Here is a 16,641-nt window from a genome sequence, read left to right on the forward strand (position 1 = left end):
TGGTCCAGGATAACCGGTCGCGGACCTCGCCTCTCCCCCGCGCGAGCACGCCCGAACTGCCGTGCGTCAGCTCGCCCGCACGACGGTTCCGGCGTACTCACCGGGGCGGACCGGCTGGGCGAGCCGATCCCGGCGCGGCAGTCGCGTGCGGGTGACGCGCAGGGGCGGAACTGCCGTCTCGTCCTGGTGTCGGCGCACGGCCAACTCCGCGCTGCGCGCCAGCAGTCGACGATCGTCGATGGGCGCGATGTCCTCGCACACCCGCACGGCGGCACGGACGCCCTTCAGCCGCAGGATCCTCGACATCGACTCGCCGATGGTCTCGTCGCCCACGAAGGCGGTGGCCGTCGTCGGACGGTGGTCGACGTCGCGGTAGGTGACCGCGATCGGCCGCACCACCGCACCGGCGTCGATGGCCGCCTGGAACAGGGCGGGACGGAACGATCCGTAGGCGGTTCCGCACCAGGTGGTGCCCTCGGGGAAGACGACCACCGTGGCTCCCGATCGCAAGGCCTCGGTCACCTCGTCGACGGTGCCGGGCAGGGAGCGGAGTCGCTCACGGGCGATGGGGACGACCCGCACGATGCGTGCGAGCAGACCCAGGACGGGCCAGTCCACGAGGTCCGCGCGGGCGACGAAGCGGCACGGGAAACAGGCTGCCAGCACCAGGACGTCCGTCCAGGACACGTGATTGGCGACGACGAGCGTTCCGACGCCGGTGGGCTCGGCCGTGCGGTCGCCGTCCAGAGTCACCCGGACACCGAGCGCGCCGAGGAGTCCCTTGGCTCCGGCACGTGCGGCGGCGCGTCGACCGCCCGCCGGCAACACCCGGCCCGCCAGCAGGAGCGGGACCACGGCGAGCAGCACCGCCACCAGGACGCAGCGCACCACCACGCGTGCGGTGCCCACGGTCGCCGAGACCGCCGGATGGCACCCCGTCCCGCACGGGCTGGCGGGCATCCAGGCGTGTGTCGTCACGCGTGCGACTCCGCGGTCGCCGCGGCCGAGCGGAGCCGGTCGAGATAGCGGACGTTGGCGTCCTTCATGTGCAGGAGGGTGACGAAGTCCGCGACGCCGAAATCGGGATCGTGGGCCGGCTCCCCGCAGATCGAGGCGCCCATGCGCAGATAGCCGCGCATCAGGGCCGGCACCGAGGTGCGGGCGGGCGCCGTCATGTCGGCGAGGGCGACACCGTCGACGCGCACGGGGGTGCGGGGGTACGCGCGGACCTCGGAGCGGTGCCGCTTCTCGACGAGGTCGTACACGCCCTTGACGTGCGCGCCGTCCGACTCCCCGTCGCCGAGTGCCATGGGGACCGACACACAGCCCATCACCCGGTCGTAGCCACCGAGGTCGATGTACCGGAGGATCCCGGACCACATCAGCGCCAGCACCGAGCCGGATCGATGGCCCTCCAGGACGCACGCACGACCCATCTCGACCGTCCGCAACTCGTGTGCACGCAGTTCGCTGATGTCGAACTCCGTCGCCGTGTAGTACCCGCCGGCGCGCTCCGCACCGTCCGGGGTGAGCATGCGGTAGCAGCCGACACGATCGCCGGTGCGGTTGTCGACGACGAGCAGGTGATCGCAGTGGTCGTCGAAGCGGTCGGCGTCGAGGCCGCCGTCGAAGGTGGTCGACTCGTACCCCGCTTCCGAGCCGAACACGGTGGCGCGCAACCGCTGCGCCGCGAGCACGTGTTCCGGGGTGGATCCGAGAACGAGTGAGTGGTGCTTGTCGGAGACGAGCACGTGCTCGTCGGCCGAGGACGGGGTGATGACGGTCGGTGCCGAGTCGCACACATCTGATGTCATGGCACATAGATCTATCGAGCCCACTCGACGGCACTCACAACACGACGTGACCGGAAGGTGCACGAACGACGAAAGCCCCGCTACCGACGAACGGTAGCGGGGCTCTCGGGTACTGCTGAGGGGATCAGCCCTTGCGCTTCTTCACTGCCTCGGCGAGCTGAGGCGTGACGTCGAAGAGGTCGCCCACGACGCCGAAGTCCGCGATCTCGAAGATCGGTGCTTCCTCGTCCTTGTTGACGGCGACAATCGTCTTGGACGTCTGCATGCCGGCGCGGTGCTGGATCGCACCGGAGATGCCGAGCGCGACGTACAGCTGGGGCGAGACGGTCTTGCCCGTCTGACCCACCTGGAACTGGCCCGGGTAGTAGCCCGAGTCGACGGCTGCACGCGACGCGCCGACGGCCGCACCGAGCGAGTCGGCCAGGTCCTCGACGACGGAGAACTTGTCCGCGCTGCCGACACCGCGACCACCGGAGACGACGACCGACGCCTCGGTGAGCTCGGGGCGGTCGCCGCCGGCGACGGGCTCACGCGAGGTGACCTTGACGACGGCCTCCTCCTGCGCGGGAACCTCGACGTCGACACGCTCACCGGCACCGGCCTGCGGCTCGGCGTCGATGGCGCCCGGGCGGAGCGAGATGACCGGGACGTCGCCGTTGGTCTTCGCCTCGACGGTGAACGCGCCACCGAAGATGGAGTACGTGGCGGACTTGTCGGCGTTGATCGCCACGACGTCCTGGTGCAGTCCGGCACCGAGGCGAGCGGCGAGACGACCCGCCACCTCCTTGCCCTCGATGCCACCGGACGTGAGGATCGCGGCGGGCGAGACCGACTCGGCCAGGGACGACAGCACGTCGACCTTGGGCGTGACGAGGAAGCCGTCGACGTCGGCGGACTCCGCGACATAGATCTTCGCGGCGCCGGCCTCGGTGAGTGCGGCGGCGATCGCGTCGGTGGTGCCCGGCGCTCCCGTGACCACCGCGGACGGCTCACCCAGAACGCGGGCGGCCGTGATGAGCTCGCTGGTGACCTTCTTCAGTGCCCCGTCTGCGTGCTCGACGAGTACGAGTACCTCTGCCATGGTGTTTCTCCTGTACTGCAGTGGGACGAATGTGTGCTGGTGACGGGGATCTAGATGATCTTCTGCGCGACGAGGTACTCGGCGACCTTGGTTCCGCCGTCGCCCTCGTCGTTCACGCGCTCACCAGCGGTCTTCGGCGGCTTCGGGGTCACCGTGGTGACGGTGGTGCCCGCGTTCGCGACGCCCACGGTCTCCGGATCGACGCCGATGTCGGCGAGGGTGAGGACCTGCACCGACTTCTTCTTGGCGGCCATGATGCCCTTGAAGGACGGGAAGCGCGGCTCGTTGATCTTCTCGGTGACGCTGACGATCGCGGGGAGATCCGCCTCGAGGCCGAAGATGCCCTCGTCGGTCTCGCGCTCGCCGCTGACCTTGCCGTCGGCGACGACCAGCTTGCGCATCTGGGTCAGCTGCGGGATGCCGAGGTACTCGGCGATGATGGCGGGGACCGCGCCGATGCGGCCGTCGGTCGCCTCGTTGCCGGCGATGACCAGATCTGCGGCCTCACCGTTCTCGAACTCCACCTGGCCGAGTGCGGCAGCGAGAGCCCACGCGGTCTGGATGGCGTCGGAACCGTGCATGGCCGGATCGTTGACGTGCACAGCACTGTCCGCGCCCATGGAGAGGGCCTTGCGGATGGCCTCGGTCGCGCGGTCGGGTCCTGCCGAGAGAACCTTGACCTCGCCGCCGTCGCGCTCCTTGATCAGGAGTGCCTCCTCCACGGCGCGCTCGTTGATCTCGTCGAGCACGGCATCGGCCGCGTCGCGGTCGAGCGTGTAGTCGCCGTCCGAGAGCTTGCGCTCGGACCACGTGTCGGGAACCTGCTTGATCAGTACGACGATGTTCGTCATGGGTCTTCGTCGACCTCCTGTGTCCTGTCTCGGTGAATCAGGTCTTGATCTCGTAGCGCGGGGCCCGAAACGTATTCGGAGTTCACGCTGCGCGCGGTGGGCCGAAGCCCCGGAACCGACGTGTCACGGACGTTACCCCATTCGTGGTTACTGATGGGTAACTTACTCCTGTCGGGCCGATAAATCACCCCCCGGGGCCCCTCGGACCGCCGACCGGCGTCGCTCGACCGGGCAGGTGGGAACTACTGTCGCCCGGATGAACGACGCCGCGACCGACACGACCGTGTCGACCGAGACACCCCTCCCGCTCACCGGCGAGCGCACCGTGCCCGGCATCGCCGAGGAGAACTACTGGTTCCGTCGGCACGAGGTCGTGTACCGCCGTCTCGCACCGGCCTGCGCCGACCGAGTGGTGCTCGAGGCGGGCTCCGGCGAGGGCTACGGCGCCGACATGATCGCGCGGACGGCGACACGGGTGATCGGTCTCGACTACGACCGCAGCGCCGCCGAACACGTCGCTCGCCGGTACCCGTCGGTCGCCATGACCCGAGGCAACCTCGCGATGCTGCCGCTGCGCGGCGAGAGCGTCGACGTCGTCGTCAACTTCCAGGTGATCGAACATCTGTGGGACCAGGCCGAGTTCCTGCGGGAGTGCCTCCGGGTTCTGGTTCCCGGCGGCGTCCTCCTCGTCAGCACTCCCAACCGCATCACGTTCTCCCCCGGCCGGGACACCCCGCTGAACCCCTTCCACACCCGCGAGCTCGCACCTGCGGAACTACGGGAACTACTGTCCGACACGGGATTCGAGATCGACTCGATGACCGGAGTGCATCACGGCGAGCGACTGCGCGCACTCGACGCGACCCACGGCGGATCGTTCATCGACGCGCAGATCGACCGCGCGCTCGCCGGTGAGCCGTGGCCCGCGACCCTGGTCGCCGACGTCGCCGGCATCACCGTCGACGACTTCGACCTTCACGCCGAGGCGATCGACGAGAGCCTGGATCTCGTCGCGGTGGCCCGGAAACCGTCCAGCACGTGACGAGCGCCACCTCGGCCGACGAACCGGGCATGTTCGCGCTCGTCCTGCACTCCCATCTCCCGTGGCTCGCCCACCAGGGGCGGTGGCCCGTCGGGGAAGAGTGGCTCTACCAGTCGTGGGCAGATTCGTACCTGCCCGTGGTCCGCGAACTGCGGACCCTGGCCGACGAGGGCCGCACCGATCTGCTGACCCTCGGCGTCACCCCGGTACTCGCCGCCCAACTGGACGATCCGTACAGCCTCGACGGGATGCATCACTGGCTCGGCAACTGGCAGCTCCGCGCCGCCGAAGCCGCCGGGTCCCGTGACCCGGACCGCCGCGCGCTCGGTCACCGCGAACACCGGCGATCGGCTGCCGCTCTGCACGAGTTCGAGACCCGCTGGCGCCACGGCGGCGCCCCCCGACTGCGCGAACTGGCCGACTCCGGCGCCGTCGAACTGCTCGGTGGGCCGTCGATGCACCCGTTCCAACCTCTGCTCGACCCACGACTGCGGACGTTCGCGCTCCGCGAGGGACGCGCCGACGCCGTACGCCGGTGGGGCCGCGGCACCGAGGGCATCTGGGCACCCGAGTGCGCCTTCACCGCAGGGATGGAACTCGACTACGCCGCCGCGGGCGTCGGACACTTCATGGTCGACGGCCCGGCTCTGCACGGAGACACGACGTGCGGCCGTCCGGTCGGCGACACCCACGTCGTCGCGTTCGGTCGCGATCTCCCGGTCAGCTATCGCGTGTGGTCACCGAAGTCCGGTTATCCCGGTCATTCCGCGTACCGCGACTTCCACACCTACGACCACGACACCGGGCTGAAGCCGTCCCGGGTCACCGGCAGAAGCGTCGCGGGCCCGGACAAGGCACCGTACGAACCGGAGCGCGCCGCAGCAGCCGTCCGCTCGCACGTCGAGGACTTCGTCGACGTGGTTCGCCGCCGGCTGCGCTCCGAACACGCGCGCACCGGGTCCCCGGCACTGGTGGTCGCCGCCTTCGACACCGAGCTCTTCGGACACTGGTGGCACGAGGGTCCGGCATGGTTGGCCGGCATCCTGCGTGCGCTCCCCGAGGCCGGCATCCGCGTCGGGACACTCGCGGGCGCGAAGCGAGACGGCTACGTCGGTGACCCCGTCGACCTCCCGGACACCTCCTGGGGCAGCGGGAAGGACTGGCGGGTGTGGGCGGGCGATCCCGTCCGCGACCTGGTCGATCTCAACGCCGAGGTCACCGCCACCGCGCTCGACGCCGTCGACGCCACACCCCCCGGCGGTCTGCGAGACCGTGTCGCGGACCAGATCCTGCGCGAGACGATGCTCACCGTCTCGAGCGACTGGGCCTTCATGGTGAGCAAGGACTCGGCCGCGCAGTACGCCCGCGACCGCGCCCACAAGCACGCTCACGCGGTGCGCGAGATCGCCGACGCCCGCGTGCACGGGCATCACGCACGAGCCGCCGACCTTGCATCCGGGTGGAACCAGGCGGACGATCTGTTCCCGGACCTCGATGCGCGGCGTCTGCAACCGACGGGTCGGGAGGTGCGGGCGTGAAGGTCCTGATGATCTCGTGGGAGTACCCGCCCGTGGTGGTCGGCGGCCTCGGTCGCCACGTCCACCATCTCGCGGTGGAACTGGCCGCGGCCGGACACGAGGTGGTGGTCCTCTCCCGCCGCCCCACGGGTTCCGACGCGGCGACCCACCCCACCGTGAGCTCGGTAGCCGAGGGCGTGCTCGTCGTCGCCGTGGCCGAGGATCCGGCGCACTTCACCTTCGGAGTGGACATGCTGGAGTGGACGCTCGCGATGGGTCACGCGATGGTGCGCGCCGGCCTCGCACTCTCCAAGCCCGGCATCGGCGAGGGGTGGGTTCCCGACGTCGTCCATGCCCACGACTGGCTGGTGGCGCACCCGGCGATCGCGCTCGCCGAGTACTACGACGTCCCGCTGGTCTCGACGATCCACGCGACGGAGGCCGGACGCCACAGCGGATGGGTCTCCGGCCGCGTGAACCGCCAGGTGCACTCCGTGGAATGGTGGCTGGCGCACGAATCCGATTCCGTCATCACGTGTTCCGCGGGAATGGAGGACGAGGTGGTCCGCCTCTTCGGTCCGCTTCCGTCCCCGGTCCACGTGATACGCAACGGCATCGACACCCGGACCTGGACGTACCGTCCTCGCGCGGCGCGCACCGGCGCCCCGTCCCTGCTCTTCGTGGGTCGGTTGGAGTACGAGAAGGGGGTGCAGGATCTGATAGCGGCACTCCCCCGTGTCCGACGGACGCACCCCGGCACCACGCTCACCGTCGTCGGCGACGGGACCCAGCTCGACCACCTCGTCGATCTGGCGCGTGTGCACCGGGTGCGCCGGGCGGTGACGTTCGTCGGATCCCTCGGCCACGACGGCGTTCTCGGGCATCTGCACCGGGCGGACGCGCTGGTGCTGCCGAGTCGATACGAGCCCTTCGGCATCATCGCCCTCGAGGGCGCCGCGGCCGGCACACCGCTCGTCGCCTCCACCGCGGGCGGCCTGGGCGAAGCCGTCGTCGACGGCGTCACCGGGATGTCCTTCGTTCCCGGCGATGTCGGCTCCTTGGCGACGGCGGTGCGGCGCACACTCGACGACCCCGCTGCGGCACGTACCCGGAGTGACGCGGCACGTGCGCGACTCACGTCCGACTTCGACTGGCACTCCGTGGCCCGCGAGACCGCCACGGTCTACTCCACCGCGAAGCGCCGGGTGCGCTTTCCGCTGGGCAGGCCCACGATCAGCGAACGTCCACTGCCCGAACGGGACTGAGTCACTCGCTCCCGAGCGACTTCTTGCGGGCGATGTCCTCCAGTGCGGCGACGTACGCCGCGCGGTCCTCCGCGCCGGCCTCCCAGTCGGTGCGACGGTTCCGGACCACTCGTGCGGGTGCGCCGACCGCGATCCCGTAGTCGGGCACGTGACCCTTGACCACCGCGTGCGCGCCCAGGACGCAGCCGCGACCGACGACGGTCTCCCGCAGCACGGTCACCTTCGCGGCGATCCACGTGTCCGGGCCGATCCGCACCGGCGACTTGACGATGCCCTGATCCTTGATCGGCACCGTGATGTCCTCGGTCCGATGATCGAAATCGCAGATGTAGCACCAGTCGGCGACGAGGGTGGACGCACCGATCTCGATATCGAGATAGGTGTTGACGACGTTGTCCTTGCCGAACACCACCTTGTCACCGATGCGCAGCGACCCCTCGTGGCAGCGGATCGCGTTGCCGTCACCGATGTGCACCCAGCGACCGATCTCGAGTCGCGCCAGCTCGGGCGTCGCGTGGATCTCGACGTTCTTGCCGAGGAACACCATTCCGCGCAGCACCACGTGCGGGTTCGCGGCCTTGAAACGCGCGAGGCGGTAGTACCGCACCAGGTACCAGGGCGTGTACGCCTTGTGGCCGATCACCCAGCGCAGCGACGCGAGCGTGAGGAAGCGCGCCTGGTCGGGGTCGCGTCGCCGCGATCCTCGCCACCGGGTGCGCAACGGCGCGTTCCACATGCTGGTCATGGGCGGCACATTACTGTCGGCGCCGCCGCAGGGAACCCGGGGGCCGACCACCGGGGGTCGGAACCGTGACGCATCGTTTCAGCCGTTAGTCTCGTGCGAGCCGATCACCCGACATCAGGAGAGTGCATGCACGACGAGAACCCGCGTACCTCGGTGCGCACTCGTCGAGCCGGTGCCGCTCTCCTCGCGGTCGGCGCCCTCGCCCTCGGGGCCTGTGGCAGTGACTCCGGGCCCATCGACATCCTGGGCGACGAGGGCTGGCGCGGCGGTCTCGCCGACGCCCACAACTCCGCCTCCGTGACCACCGAGGGCAGGCGCTCCCTCGCTCTCGACTGGACCCGCCCTCTCGGCGCTCCCACGTCCACACGTCCCTCCGTCGCGCCCAACGGTCAGATCACGGTGACGATGACCGGAGACGCCGGCTGCGCGCTCGGATCGTTCCAGGGCGAGACCGGACGCAAGCGGTTCTGCAACTCGCTCGGACCCTCCGGCGTCTCGTCGACCGCGGTCGCCGACTCGGCGTCCAACCTCTACGCCGGTGACGACGGCAGCATGAGCTCGATCAACCAGAACGGTCAACTGCGCTGGCGCACACCGGTCTACGGGGTACCGCGCACCCCGCAGTTCCTGCCCGACGGCAACGTCCTGGTGGTCACCCAGTTCGGTCAGATCAACGTGCTGAGCAACCAGACCGGGAACGCGGTCGCACCCGTACTGGACCTGAACCCCAATCCCACGCCCCTGGACGCGCCGAACACCACGCTGCGGCCCGCGGACGACGGTCTGCTGGCCTGCCTGGGCGGTGGGCCGGACTGCGCCGTCGCGGCGGCACCGGCCGTCGATCTGGAGTCCTCGACCGTCTACCTCGTCCTGTGGCGCGCCGGCGCCATCGCTCCCCAGCTCGTGGCGCTCTCCTATACCGGCGGGGACTCCCCCGGCCTCACCGAGGCGTGGTCGTCGCCCCTGCTTCCCGCCGCCGTGACATCGAGCCCCGTGGTGTCACCCGACGGTGACCGTGTGTACCTCACGGACGTCGAGGGCACCGTGCGTGCGTACTCCACCGAGGACGGCTCCGAGATCTGGTCCTACTTCGTCGGTGACCGCGCGGCAGGAAGTGTGTCCGTCGCTGCGGACGGCACCATCGTCCCCGCGGGCGGCGCTGGGTCGCATCTGCGGGCGATCCGCGATGCGGGCGAGCGACCCGAAATGGTTTGGGAGCGGCCAGATCTCGTGACACAGGGTTCCTCCGCACTGGCGGGTGGCACCACGGGCTACACGGTGGTCGGCGACGGTGACGGGCTCGCACTCGTCACCTTCGACACGGCCACCGGCGAGACGGTCGACACCGACGCGCTCCCCGGCGCCGAGGGCTACAGCCCCGGAGTCGTCGTCGGCTCGAACGGCGAGGTGGTCGTCCCGACCGCGCTGGGATCCCTCTACTCGTTCCGCTGAGGCCCGGTGCGCGGCCCGCACACGAAGGCCACCCCCGAGCGCCCGATCCGGGTGATCACGAGCCCCAGCGGCACGGTGCCCCGGAGATCGAGCCGGGGGCGCAGCAACGCAGGATCGACGTCGATGCCACGGACGAGAATCTCGAGCGACCCGCATCCCAGCTCCGCGAGCCGCTTGCGCAACACCTTCTCGGTGAAGGGCAACCTGTCGAGGATCTCGAAGCCCGTCGTCCCCTCCGGTATCGCGTCTCCCGTGAGGTGCGCGATGCGTGGATCCAGTTGCCACAGTCCATGTCTCGCGGCGTAGTGGCGCACGAGACCGGCCCGCACGACGGCGCCGTCGGGATCGACGATGTACCTGCCAGGGGCACGATCGTCGTCGATGGCGTCCGAGTCGGCGTCCGTCACCTCCCACGCGGAACCGTCCGACCGGAGCACCGTCGCACGGCGACGCACAGCGGGGTCCGCCACCTCCCCCAGCCAGAGGCACGCCTCGCGGACGGCGCCGTCGAGGGAGACGAGTTCGACCTCGGCCCGCGTGTGTCGGCTCGTGAGGTCGAGACGGTCGACGTCGAGACCCGGTGCGCACTTGACCACCAGGTCGCGGCCGGCATAGGCGTCGAGGAGGTCCGGAAGCGGGGGTTCGAGGGCTGCGGGGTCGTGACGGCGGCGGCCGCCGGCGCGGCGGCCGGGGTCGGCGACGACGACGGTGCCGCGCGTGGTGGGGACCACCGCGTCGGCACGCAGCACGGCCACGTCGGGAACGTTGTGTCGTGCCATGGCCAACCGCACCGGATCGAGATCGCTGCCCACCACGATGTCCGCGACCGAGTGCAGGGTGTGCAGTTCGGTGCCGATCGAGCAGGTGACGTCGTGGATGCGACGTCCGCGCAGCCGCTCGGCCCGGTGCCGGGACACCTGTTCGGTGGTGGCCTGCTGCACCGCGTCGTCGGTGACCAACCACGTTCCGGCGAACGGCAGCTTGGTCGCGGCCTTGCGGCGCAGGGTGACCGTCTCGATCAGCGCGGCGGCGCGGTCACCGAAGGCACTGCGGATCCGGCCGATGTCCGAGACCAGCGTGGCGGGCGTCAGCGCACGGTCACCGACCGCGGCCAGCGCGTCGGACGCCCCGGCCAGGTACTCGACGTCGTCGAGGTCGAACGAGTATCCCACCGACGCGTCAGAGCGCGCCGGTGTCCGGCTTCGTGCCCGTGATCATCACGTTGTAGAAGTAGCCACGGGGCACGACGTGATGCAGCACGTTCTCGTCGAGCCACGACAGCGACTTCCAGCCGTTGAACGCGAACCTCGCCCAGCCCCAACCCAGCTTCTCCGCCGGCACCGCCGCCTCGAAGGTGCGGACCGGCCAGCCCAGCAGCGCTGCGGCGAACTCCTCGGTCTTGGCCTGCACGTCGTCCGCGCCCGCGGCGACGGCGATGTTCTCGAGCTCCGTCGGGTCGAAGGTGTGCAGATCGACGACGGCCTCGAGTGCCGCGGCACGGGACGACTCGTCCAGCTCCTGTTGCGGGCGACGCCAGTCCGCGAGGAACGGCAACCGCGTCGTGCGGGTCGTGGCCTCCCACGTGAGACGCCCCAGCCACCGCGCGTAGAAGTTGCCCACCGTCGTCGGCTCGCCCGCGAACACGAACCGGCCGCCGGGCTTGAGCACGCGCAGCACCTCGCGCAGCGACTGCTCCACGTCCGGGATGTGGTGCAGCACCGCGTGACCGACGACGAGATCGAACGTGTCGTCCTCGTACGGGATGGTCTCGGCGTCGGCGACGCGGCCGTCCACGTCGAGGCCCAGGTTCTCGGCGTTGCGCAGCGCGACCTTGACCATGCCCGGCGACAGGTCCGTGACCGACCCGGTCGCGGCGACGCCGCTCTGCATGAGGTTGAGCAGGAAGAAGCCGGTACCGCAGCCCAGTTCCAGCGCGCGACCGTACGGCAGGGCCTCGGATCCGGCCACCGCGTCGAAACGGCCGCGGGCGTAGTCGATGCAGCGCTGGTCGTAGGAGATCGACCACTTGTCGTCGTAGGTCTCCGCTTCCCAGTCGTGGTAGAGCACCTGGGCCAGCTTGGTGTCCGACCGTGCGGCCTGCACTTCCTCGGCACTCGCGTGCGGGCGCGGCGCCGGATCCGACGGTGCGGTCGAGGCGGCGGTGTCGGTGTGCGGTTCACGAGCGGTCATGGAAGGGAACCCTATCTGAACGAGCGCGGGAGGCTAGTTGCCGGTGAAGTCGGCCTTGCCCGGGCCGTTCTCGAGGAACGACGCCATGCCGATCGCGCGGTCCTCGGTACCGAACAGCGAGGCGAAGACGTGCGCCTCGATCTTCAGGCCAGTCGCGAGGTCGGTGTCCAGACCCTCGTCGATGGCCGCCTTGGCTGCGGCGAGGGCGCGCGAGGCACCGCGGACGAACTGACCGGCCCACGTGCGCGCTGCCTCGTACACGGCATCGGGGGCCACCACCTCGTCCACGAGACCGACGGCGAGCGCCTCCTCGGCCCCGACGAAACGGCCGGTGAACACCATGTCCTTCGCGCGGCTCGGGCCGATCAGCCGGGCGAGTCGCTGGGTGCCGCCACCGCCGGGAATGACGCCGAGCAGCACCTCGGGGACGCCGAGCTTCGCGTTGTCGCCCGCGATGCGGCGATCGGCACCGAGGGCGACCTCCAGACCGCCGCCGAGGGCGTATCCGGTGATGGCGGCGACGGTGGGCTTCGGGATGGACGCGATCGCTCCGAGACCGGCCTGCAAAGCACCGATCGCGTCGGTCATCTGGCCCGCGGACATCTCCGCCATCTCCTTGATGTCCGCGCCGGCGGCGAACACCTTCTCACCGCCGTACACGATGACCGCCTTGACGTCCGGATCCTCGGCGGCGGCCCGCGAGACCTCCAGGAGCTCACCCTGCACCTGGCGGTTCAGGGCGTTCATCGGCGGCCGGGAGAGCCGGATGGTGCCGATGCCGTCGGTCACGTCGAGAGTCACGAATTCAGCCATGGCCAGCACGCTAGCTGTTCGACGTCCGCTCGGTGCGTGGGGGGAGGTCGGCGCGATACTCGTCGGCGCCGTCGAAGTTCACCCGCACGGATCCACCCGATCCGCTGATGACGGGCTGCACCGGCGCCAGATCGGCCTCTGCGGCCATGGCCTCGGCCACCGACCCGTGACCGGCGAGATGCCGCAGGCACGCCCAGGTGGGCGGCATCAGCATGCGGTCGCCGCGACGGAACTCGTCGAGGGCATCCGCGGGCCGCACCCACGCGGCGTCGACGGCCTCGGACGTCTCGCCGTCGGGACGTTGCCCGGACGGGAGCGCCGCGACGAAGAAGCGGGTGTCGTACCGACGGGTCGTCTCGCCCTCGGGCGTGATCCAACGGGCGTGCGGGCGCAGCAGATCGGAGCGCACCACCAGTCGGGTCTCGGCCAGGAACTCACCGAAAGAGATCTCATGCTTCTCGACGGCACGACGCCGGTCGGCGTGATCGGACGTGTCCGCGACGACGGTGTGCTCGTCGGGCCCGGCGAACAGGACACCGCACTCCTCGAAGGTCTCGCGCACCGCGGCGAGCACCAGGGCCCGCGCCGCGGCGTCGTCGTCGGTGCCGAACCGTGCCGCCCACCACGCGGGTGACGGGCCGGCCCACCGGTCCTCCCCGTCCGCGGGCGTGCGATCGGTCGGATCCACACCGCCACCCGGGAAGACCGTCATGCCGGCGGCGAACGCCATCCGTCCGACTCGCCGCTGCAGGAAGACCTCGAGCCCTGCCGGCGCATCGCGCAGCAGGATGACGGTGGAGGCGTCCCGCAGCGCGACCGGTTCGGTCACCGCGCTCGCCGATGGGACGACCGAGACCGCTTGCGCCGCGCGAAGAAGCGCCCGTCGGTGCGCTCGAGGGCGATGGCCTGACTGAACGCGGTGGACAGGTTCTCCTCCGTGATGACGTCGTCGATGAGACCCTGCGCCACGACTCCGCCCTCCTTGAGCAGCATCGCGTGGGTGAAGCCCGGTGGGATCTCCTCCACGTGGTGCGTGATCAGCACCGTCGCGGGGGCGTCGGGGTCGAGTGCGAGGTCTGTGAGGATGGCGACGAGATCCTCGCGGCCTCCGAGGTCGAGACCCGCGGCCGGCTCGTCGAGCAGCAGCAACTCGGGGTCCGTCATCAGAGCGCGGGCGATCAGGACACGCTTGCGTTCGCCCTCGGACAGCGTCCCGAAGGTCCGGCGAGCGAGATGCTCGATACCGGCCGTCTCGAGCATGTCGACCGCACGCTCGTCGTCCACCTCGTCGTACTTCTCACGCCAGCGACCGAGCACCGCGTACCCCGCCGACACGACCAGATCGGCCACCACCTCGTCGGACGGGATGCGTCCGGCGAGAGCAGAGGACGACAGGCCGATGCGCGGCTTGAGTTCCGAGATGTCGACGTGCCCGAGTGTCTCGCCGAGCACGTGCGCGGTGCCGGAGGTCGGGTAGATCTCCGCCGCGGCGACGCGCAGCAGCGTGGTCTTGCCCGCACCGTTCGGTCCGAGGACCACCCACCGCTCGTCCAGCTCCACGTTCCAGGAGACGGGGCCGACGAGGGTCGTCCCTCCGCGGACGACGGAGACATCGGCGAGTTCGACGAGCAGGTCTGGGTCAGGAGAGGACACGCCTTCCATCTTCCCGCACGCGCGGGGTGCATCCACGGCAGGATCAGCACGCGTGTCGCACGAACAGAACTCACCGAAGTCCGCCGCCGCGTCGGGCACGCCCTTCCCGCTGGGCGCCCACCCCGTGGAGGGCGGCGTCTGCTTCGCCGTGCACGCACCCGACGCGCACGCCGTCGAGGTGTGTCTGGTGGACGGGTCAGGCCCCGACTCACGGGAGTCGCGTCACCTCCTCACCCAGCGCACGTACGGCATCTGGCACGGTATGGTCGCCGAGGCCGGCGTCGGATCCGTCTACGGCTACCGCGTCTCCGGACCGTGGAATCCCGAGGCCGGTCACCGGTTCGATCCGCACAAGATCCTTCTCGACCCCTACGCACGGCGCATCGTCGGCAGCCTCGGCGACGCGCGAGCCCTCCTGCCGTATCGCGACGACCCGTTCGGGCCGCAGTCGACGGTCGACTCGCTGGGACACGCTCCCCTCGCGGTGGTCACCGCTCCCCTGCCGGCCTCGGACGCACCGCGACTCGAGACCGACTGGGACCGCACCGTCGTGTACGAGGTGCACGTCGGGTCGTTCACCGGTGCCCATCCGGACGTCCCCGAGAATCTGCGCGGCACCTACCTCGGACTCGTTCACCCTGCGGTGCTCGAGCACCTTCGTACGCTGGGTGTGACGGCGGTGGAACTGCTTCCGGTGCACGCGTGCCTCACCGAACCCGGTGTGCGCGCCCGAGGGATGCGCAACCACTGGGGCTACAGCACCGGCTCGTACTTCGCCGTCGAACCGTCGTACGCCTCGGTCCCCGGCGCCGAGGTCACCGAGTTCCGCACGATGGTGGACACGCTGCACGAGGCGGGTATCGAGGTGATCCTCGACGTCGTCTACAACCACACCTGCGAGGGCGGTGTCGACGGCCCCTCCCTCTCGTGGCGCGGCCTGGACGCGCGCGGGTACTACCTGCTGGACGCCCGCGGTCACGACATCGATCTGACGGGATGCGGCAACACCGTCGACGCCGCGTCCCCGGCCGTCGTCCGGATGGTCTGCGACTCGTTGCGGTACTGGGTCACCGAACTGGGGGTCGACGGCTTCCGCTTCGATCTCGCCAGCACTCTGGGCAGGCCGGGCGGATGGCGCTTCGATCCGCACGCCCCGATGTTGAGCGCCATCGCCGCCGACCCGATCCTGTGCCGTGCCAAGCTGATCGCCGAGCCGTGGGACGCGACCGGGCCCGGGTACCAGGTCGGCGGGTTCGGCGGCGTGTGGAGCGAGTGGAACGACCGCTACCGAGACACGCTGCGCCGCTTCTTCGCCGGGCACGGCGGTGTGCGTGAGCTGGCGTCACGCCTCGCGGGATCCGAGGATCTGTTCGCGCCGACCGGACGCAGGCCGTGGGCGTCCGTCAACTTCGTCACCGCTCACGACGGCTTCACCGCGCGAGACCTGGTGTCCTACAACGCCAAGCACAACGAGGCCAACGGCGAGTCCAACCGCGACGGCACCGACAACAACCTCTCGGTGAATCACGGCGTCGAGGGCGAGACCGAGGACCCCGCCGTGCTCGCGGCGCGCGATCGACACGTGCGTGCGCTGCTGTCGACCCTGGCCCTGTCCACCGGGACACCGATGTTCCTGGCCGGCGACGAACTGGGACACACGCAGCACGGCAACAACAATGCCTACTGCGTGCCGCAGGAAACATCGGCCGCGGATGCGCACGCGATCGACTGGTCGAGACGGGACGACGCCCTGACGGCGACTCTGGGACGAGCACTGCGGCTGCGTCGATCGGCACCCGTTCTGCGCCAACAGGAGTTCTTCGCCGGTCGTGACACACCCAGCGGCGAACCGGATCTCATGTGGTTCGACCACGACGGGGCCGAGATCGTCGGCGATCGGTGGAACGACGATCACGCCCGGACCCTGCAGGCCTGGGTCGACGGATCCGACGTGCGCATCCCCGCGCTCCGACACGCAGGGGTCGAGGCGGAGACCTTCGATTCGGCTCTGCTGGTGGTGCACTCGGGAGGCGATGCGAACATCGTCCTCCCCGATCACCGTCGACACGGGCCGGACGAGGCACCCGGTTACGTTCCCGTCTTCGACTCCGCGACACCCGACGGTCGACCGGTGGACGCGTCGCCCGTCACCGCGGGAAGCACCGTCCGAGTGGCCGGTCCGATCGTGCTCGTCTACATCTCGACGATCCCGTCCTGA

At 70.2% G+C, this 16,641-nt stretch carries 15 protein-coding genes; 5 read left to right on the forward strand and 10 right to left on the reverse strand.

Annotated elements, in window-relative coordinates; all coding sequences use genetic code 11:
* Window positions 1–66 precede the first annotated feature (66 nt).
* The 4 genes from QRN16_RS07180 to QRN16_RS07195 form a co-directional block, all read right to left on the reverse strand.
* Window positions 67–978 (reverse strand): lysophospholipid acyltransferase family protein, encoded by a 912-nt coding sequence (locus QRN16_RS07180; protein WP_285185319.1) that lies wholly within the window; start codon window positions 976–978, stop codon window positions 67–69.
* Window positions 975–1,814, reverse strand: coding sequence for a GNAT family N-acetyltransferase (locus tag QRN16_RS07185; protein ID WP_285185321.1), 840 nt, complete (start codon window positions 1,812–1,814; stop codon window positions 975–977). Before QRN16_RS07185 ends, QRN16_RS07180 begins: the two co-directional genes overlap by 4 nt.
* A gap of 124 nt (window positions 1,815–1,938) precedes the next feature.
* Window positions 1,939–2,895 (reverse strand): electron transfer flavoprotein subunit alpha/FixB family protein, encoded by a 957-nt coding sequence (locus QRN16_RS07190; protein WP_027507028.1) that lies wholly within the window; start codon window positions 2,893–2,895, stop codon window positions 1,939–1,941.
* A 50-nt stretch (window positions 2,896–2,945) separates the two neighbouring features.
* Complete coding sequence (locus QRN16_RS07195; protein ID WP_056445483.1) at window positions 2,946–3,746, reverse strand: electron transfer flavoprotein subunit beta/FixA family protein; 801 nt, start codon at window positions 3,744–3,746, stop codon at window positions 2,946–2,948.
* A gap of 256 nt (window positions 3,747–4,002) precedes the next feature.
* Between QRN16_RS07195 and QRN16_RS07200 the strand changes: the two genes are divergently transcribed.
* Genes QRN16_RS07200 through QRN16_RS07210 form a run of 3 tightly spaced genes read left to right on the forward strand, consistent with a single transcriptional unit; the run spans window position 4,003 to window position 7,570 of the window.
* Window positions 4,003–4,788, forward strand: coding sequence for a class I SAM-dependent methyltransferase (locus QRN16_RS07200; RefSeq protein WP_285185325.1), 786 nt, complete (start codon window positions 4,003–4,005; stop codon window positions 4,786–4,788).
* Window positions 4,789–4,817: 29 nt separating this feature from the next.
* Window positions 4,818–6,326, forward strand: coding sequence for a 1,4-alpha-glucan branching protein domain-containing protein (locus tag QRN16_RS07205; protein ID WP_502943991.1), 1,509 nt, complete (start codon window positions 4,818–4,820; stop codon window positions 6,324–6,326).
* Window positions 6,323–7,570: a glycosyltransferase family 4 protein gene (locus QRN16_RS07210; RefSeq protein ID WP_027507032.1), complete on the forward strand. Its 1,248-nt coding sequence runs from the start codon at window positions 6,323–6,325 to the stop codon at window positions 7,568–7,570. Before QRN16_RS07205 ends, QRN16_RS07210 begins: the two co-directional genes overlap by 4 nt.
* Before the next feature lies 1 nt (window position 7,571).
* Here the strand turns inward: QRN16_RS07210 and QRN16_RS07215 are convergent, their stop codons facing one another.
* Entirely contained in the window at window positions 7,572–8,315 is a 744-nt protein-coding gene (locus QRN16_RS07215) for an acyltransferase (protein ID WP_027507033.1), read from the reverse strand.
* Between the two features lie 126 nt (window positions 8,316–8,441).
* Here QRN16_RS07215 and QRN16_RS07220 point away from each other — a divergent pair, with 126 nt between their 5' ends.
* Window positions 8,442–9,767, forward strand: a complete 1,326-nt coding sequence (locus tag QRN16_RS07220) for an outer membrane protein assembly factor BamB family protein (protein ID WP_285185332.1) — start codon at window positions 8,442–8,444, stop codon at window positions 9,765–9,767.
* On the opposite strand, the gene QRN16_RS07225 is transcribed toward QRN16_RS07220, so the two are convergent.
* The 5 genes from QRN16_RS07225 to QRN16_RS07245 are packed head-to-tail and all read right to left on the reverse strand — an operon-like array spanning window position 9,752 to window position 14,432.
* Window positions 9,752–10,939 (reverse strand): THUMP-like domain-containing protein, encoded by a 1,188-nt coding sequence (locus QRN16_RS07225; RefSeq protein WP_027507035.1) that lies wholly within the window; start codon window positions 10,937–10,939, stop codon window positions 9,752–9,754. The two genes, QRN16_RS07220 and QRN16_RS07225, sit on opposite strands and share 16 nt — an antisense overlap.
* A 7-nt stretch (window positions 10,940–10,946) precedes the next feature.
* On the reverse strand, window positions 10,947–11,957 hold the full coding sequence (locus QRN16_RS07230; protein ID WP_027507036.1) for a class I SAM-dependent methyltransferase: 1,011 nt from the start codon (window positions 11,955–11,957) through the stop codon (window positions 10,947–10,949).
* 33 nt (window positions 11,958–11,990) lie between these two features.
* Window positions 11,991–12,770 (reverse strand): enoyl-CoA hydratase/isomerase family protein, encoded by a 780-nt coding sequence (locus QRN16_RS07235; RefSeq protein WP_056446209.1) that lies wholly within the window; start codon window positions 12,768–12,770, stop codon window positions 11,991–11,993.
* A gap of 10 nt (window positions 12,771–12,780) precedes the next feature.
* Window positions 12,781–13,599 carry an NUDIX hydrolase gene (locus tag QRN16_RS07240; protein ID WP_285185337.1) on the reverse strand — a complete coding sequence of 273 codons (819 nt, stop codon included), beginning with the start codon at window positions 13,597–13,599 and terminating at the stop codon, window positions 12,781–12,783.
* A complete protein-coding gene (locus tag QRN16_RS07245) occupies window positions 13,596–14,432 on the reverse strand; it encodes an ABC transporter ATP-binding protein (protein WP_027507055.1) in 837 nt (278 codons plus the stop codon). Before QRN16_RS07245 ends, QRN16_RS07240 begins: the two co-directional genes overlap by 4 nt.
* 43 nt (window positions 14,433–14,475) lie before the next feature.
* Between QRN16_RS07245 and glgX the strand changes: the two genes are divergently transcribed.
* On the forward strand, window positions 14,476–16,641 hold the full coding sequence (gene glgX, locus QRN16_RS07250) for a glycogen debranching protein GlgX (RefSeq protein WP_285185339.1): 2,166 nt from the start codon (window positions 14,476–14,478) through the stop codon (window positions 16,639–16,641).

The organism is Rhodococcus sp. MEB041 (assembly GCF_030208955.1).
GTDB lineage: Bacteria > Actinomycetota > Actinomycetes > Mycobacteriales > Mycobacteriaceae > Rhodococcoides.

What these genes read in the sequence shown, in the direction of transcription:
- QRN16_RS07185 (WP_285185321.1), bottom strand. Translation starts at nt 1,814, where the DNA reads ATGACATCAGATGTGTGCGACTCGGCACCGACCGTCATCACCCCGTCC.
- QRN16_RS07190 (WP_027507028.1), bottom strand. Translation starts at nt 2,895, where the DNA reads ATGGCAGAGGTACTCGTACTCGTCGAGCACGCAGACGGGGCACTGAAG.
- QRN16_RS07195 (WP_056445483.1), bottom strand. Translation starts at nt 3,746, where the DNA reads ATGACGAACATCGTCGTACTGATCAAGCAGGTTCCCGACACGTGGTCC.
- QRN16_RS07200 (WP_285185325.1), top strand. Translation starts at nt 4,003, where the DNA reads ATGAACGACGCCGCGACCGACACGACCGTGTCGACCGAGACACCCCTC.
- QRN16_RS07205 (WP_502943991.1), top strand. Translation starts at nt 4,818, where the DNA reads ATGTTCGCGCTCGTCCTGCACTCCCATCTCCCGTGGCTCGCCCACCAG.
- QRN16_RS07215 (WP_027507033.1), bottom strand. Translation starts at nt 8,315, where the DNA reads ATGACCAGCATGTGGAACGCGCCGTTGCGCACCCGGTGGCGAGGATCG.
- QRN16_RS07220 (WP_285185332.1), top strand. Translation starts at nt 8,442, where the DNA reads ATGCACGACGAGAACCCGCGTACCTCGGTGCGCACTCGTCGAGCCGGT.
- QRN16_RS07230 (WP_027507036.1), bottom strand. Translation starts at nt 11,957, where the DNA reads ATGACCGCTCGTGAACCGCACACCGACACCGCCGCCTCGACCGCACCG.
- QRN16_RS07235 (WP_056446209.1), bottom strand. Translation starts at nt 12,770, where the DNA reads ATGGCTGAATTCGTGACTCTCGACGTGACCGACGGCATCGGCACCATC.
- QRN16_RS07245 (WP_027507055.1), bottom strand. Translation starts at nt 14,432, where the DNA reads ATGGAAGGCGTGTCCTCTCCTGACCCAGACCTGCTCGTCGAACTCGCC.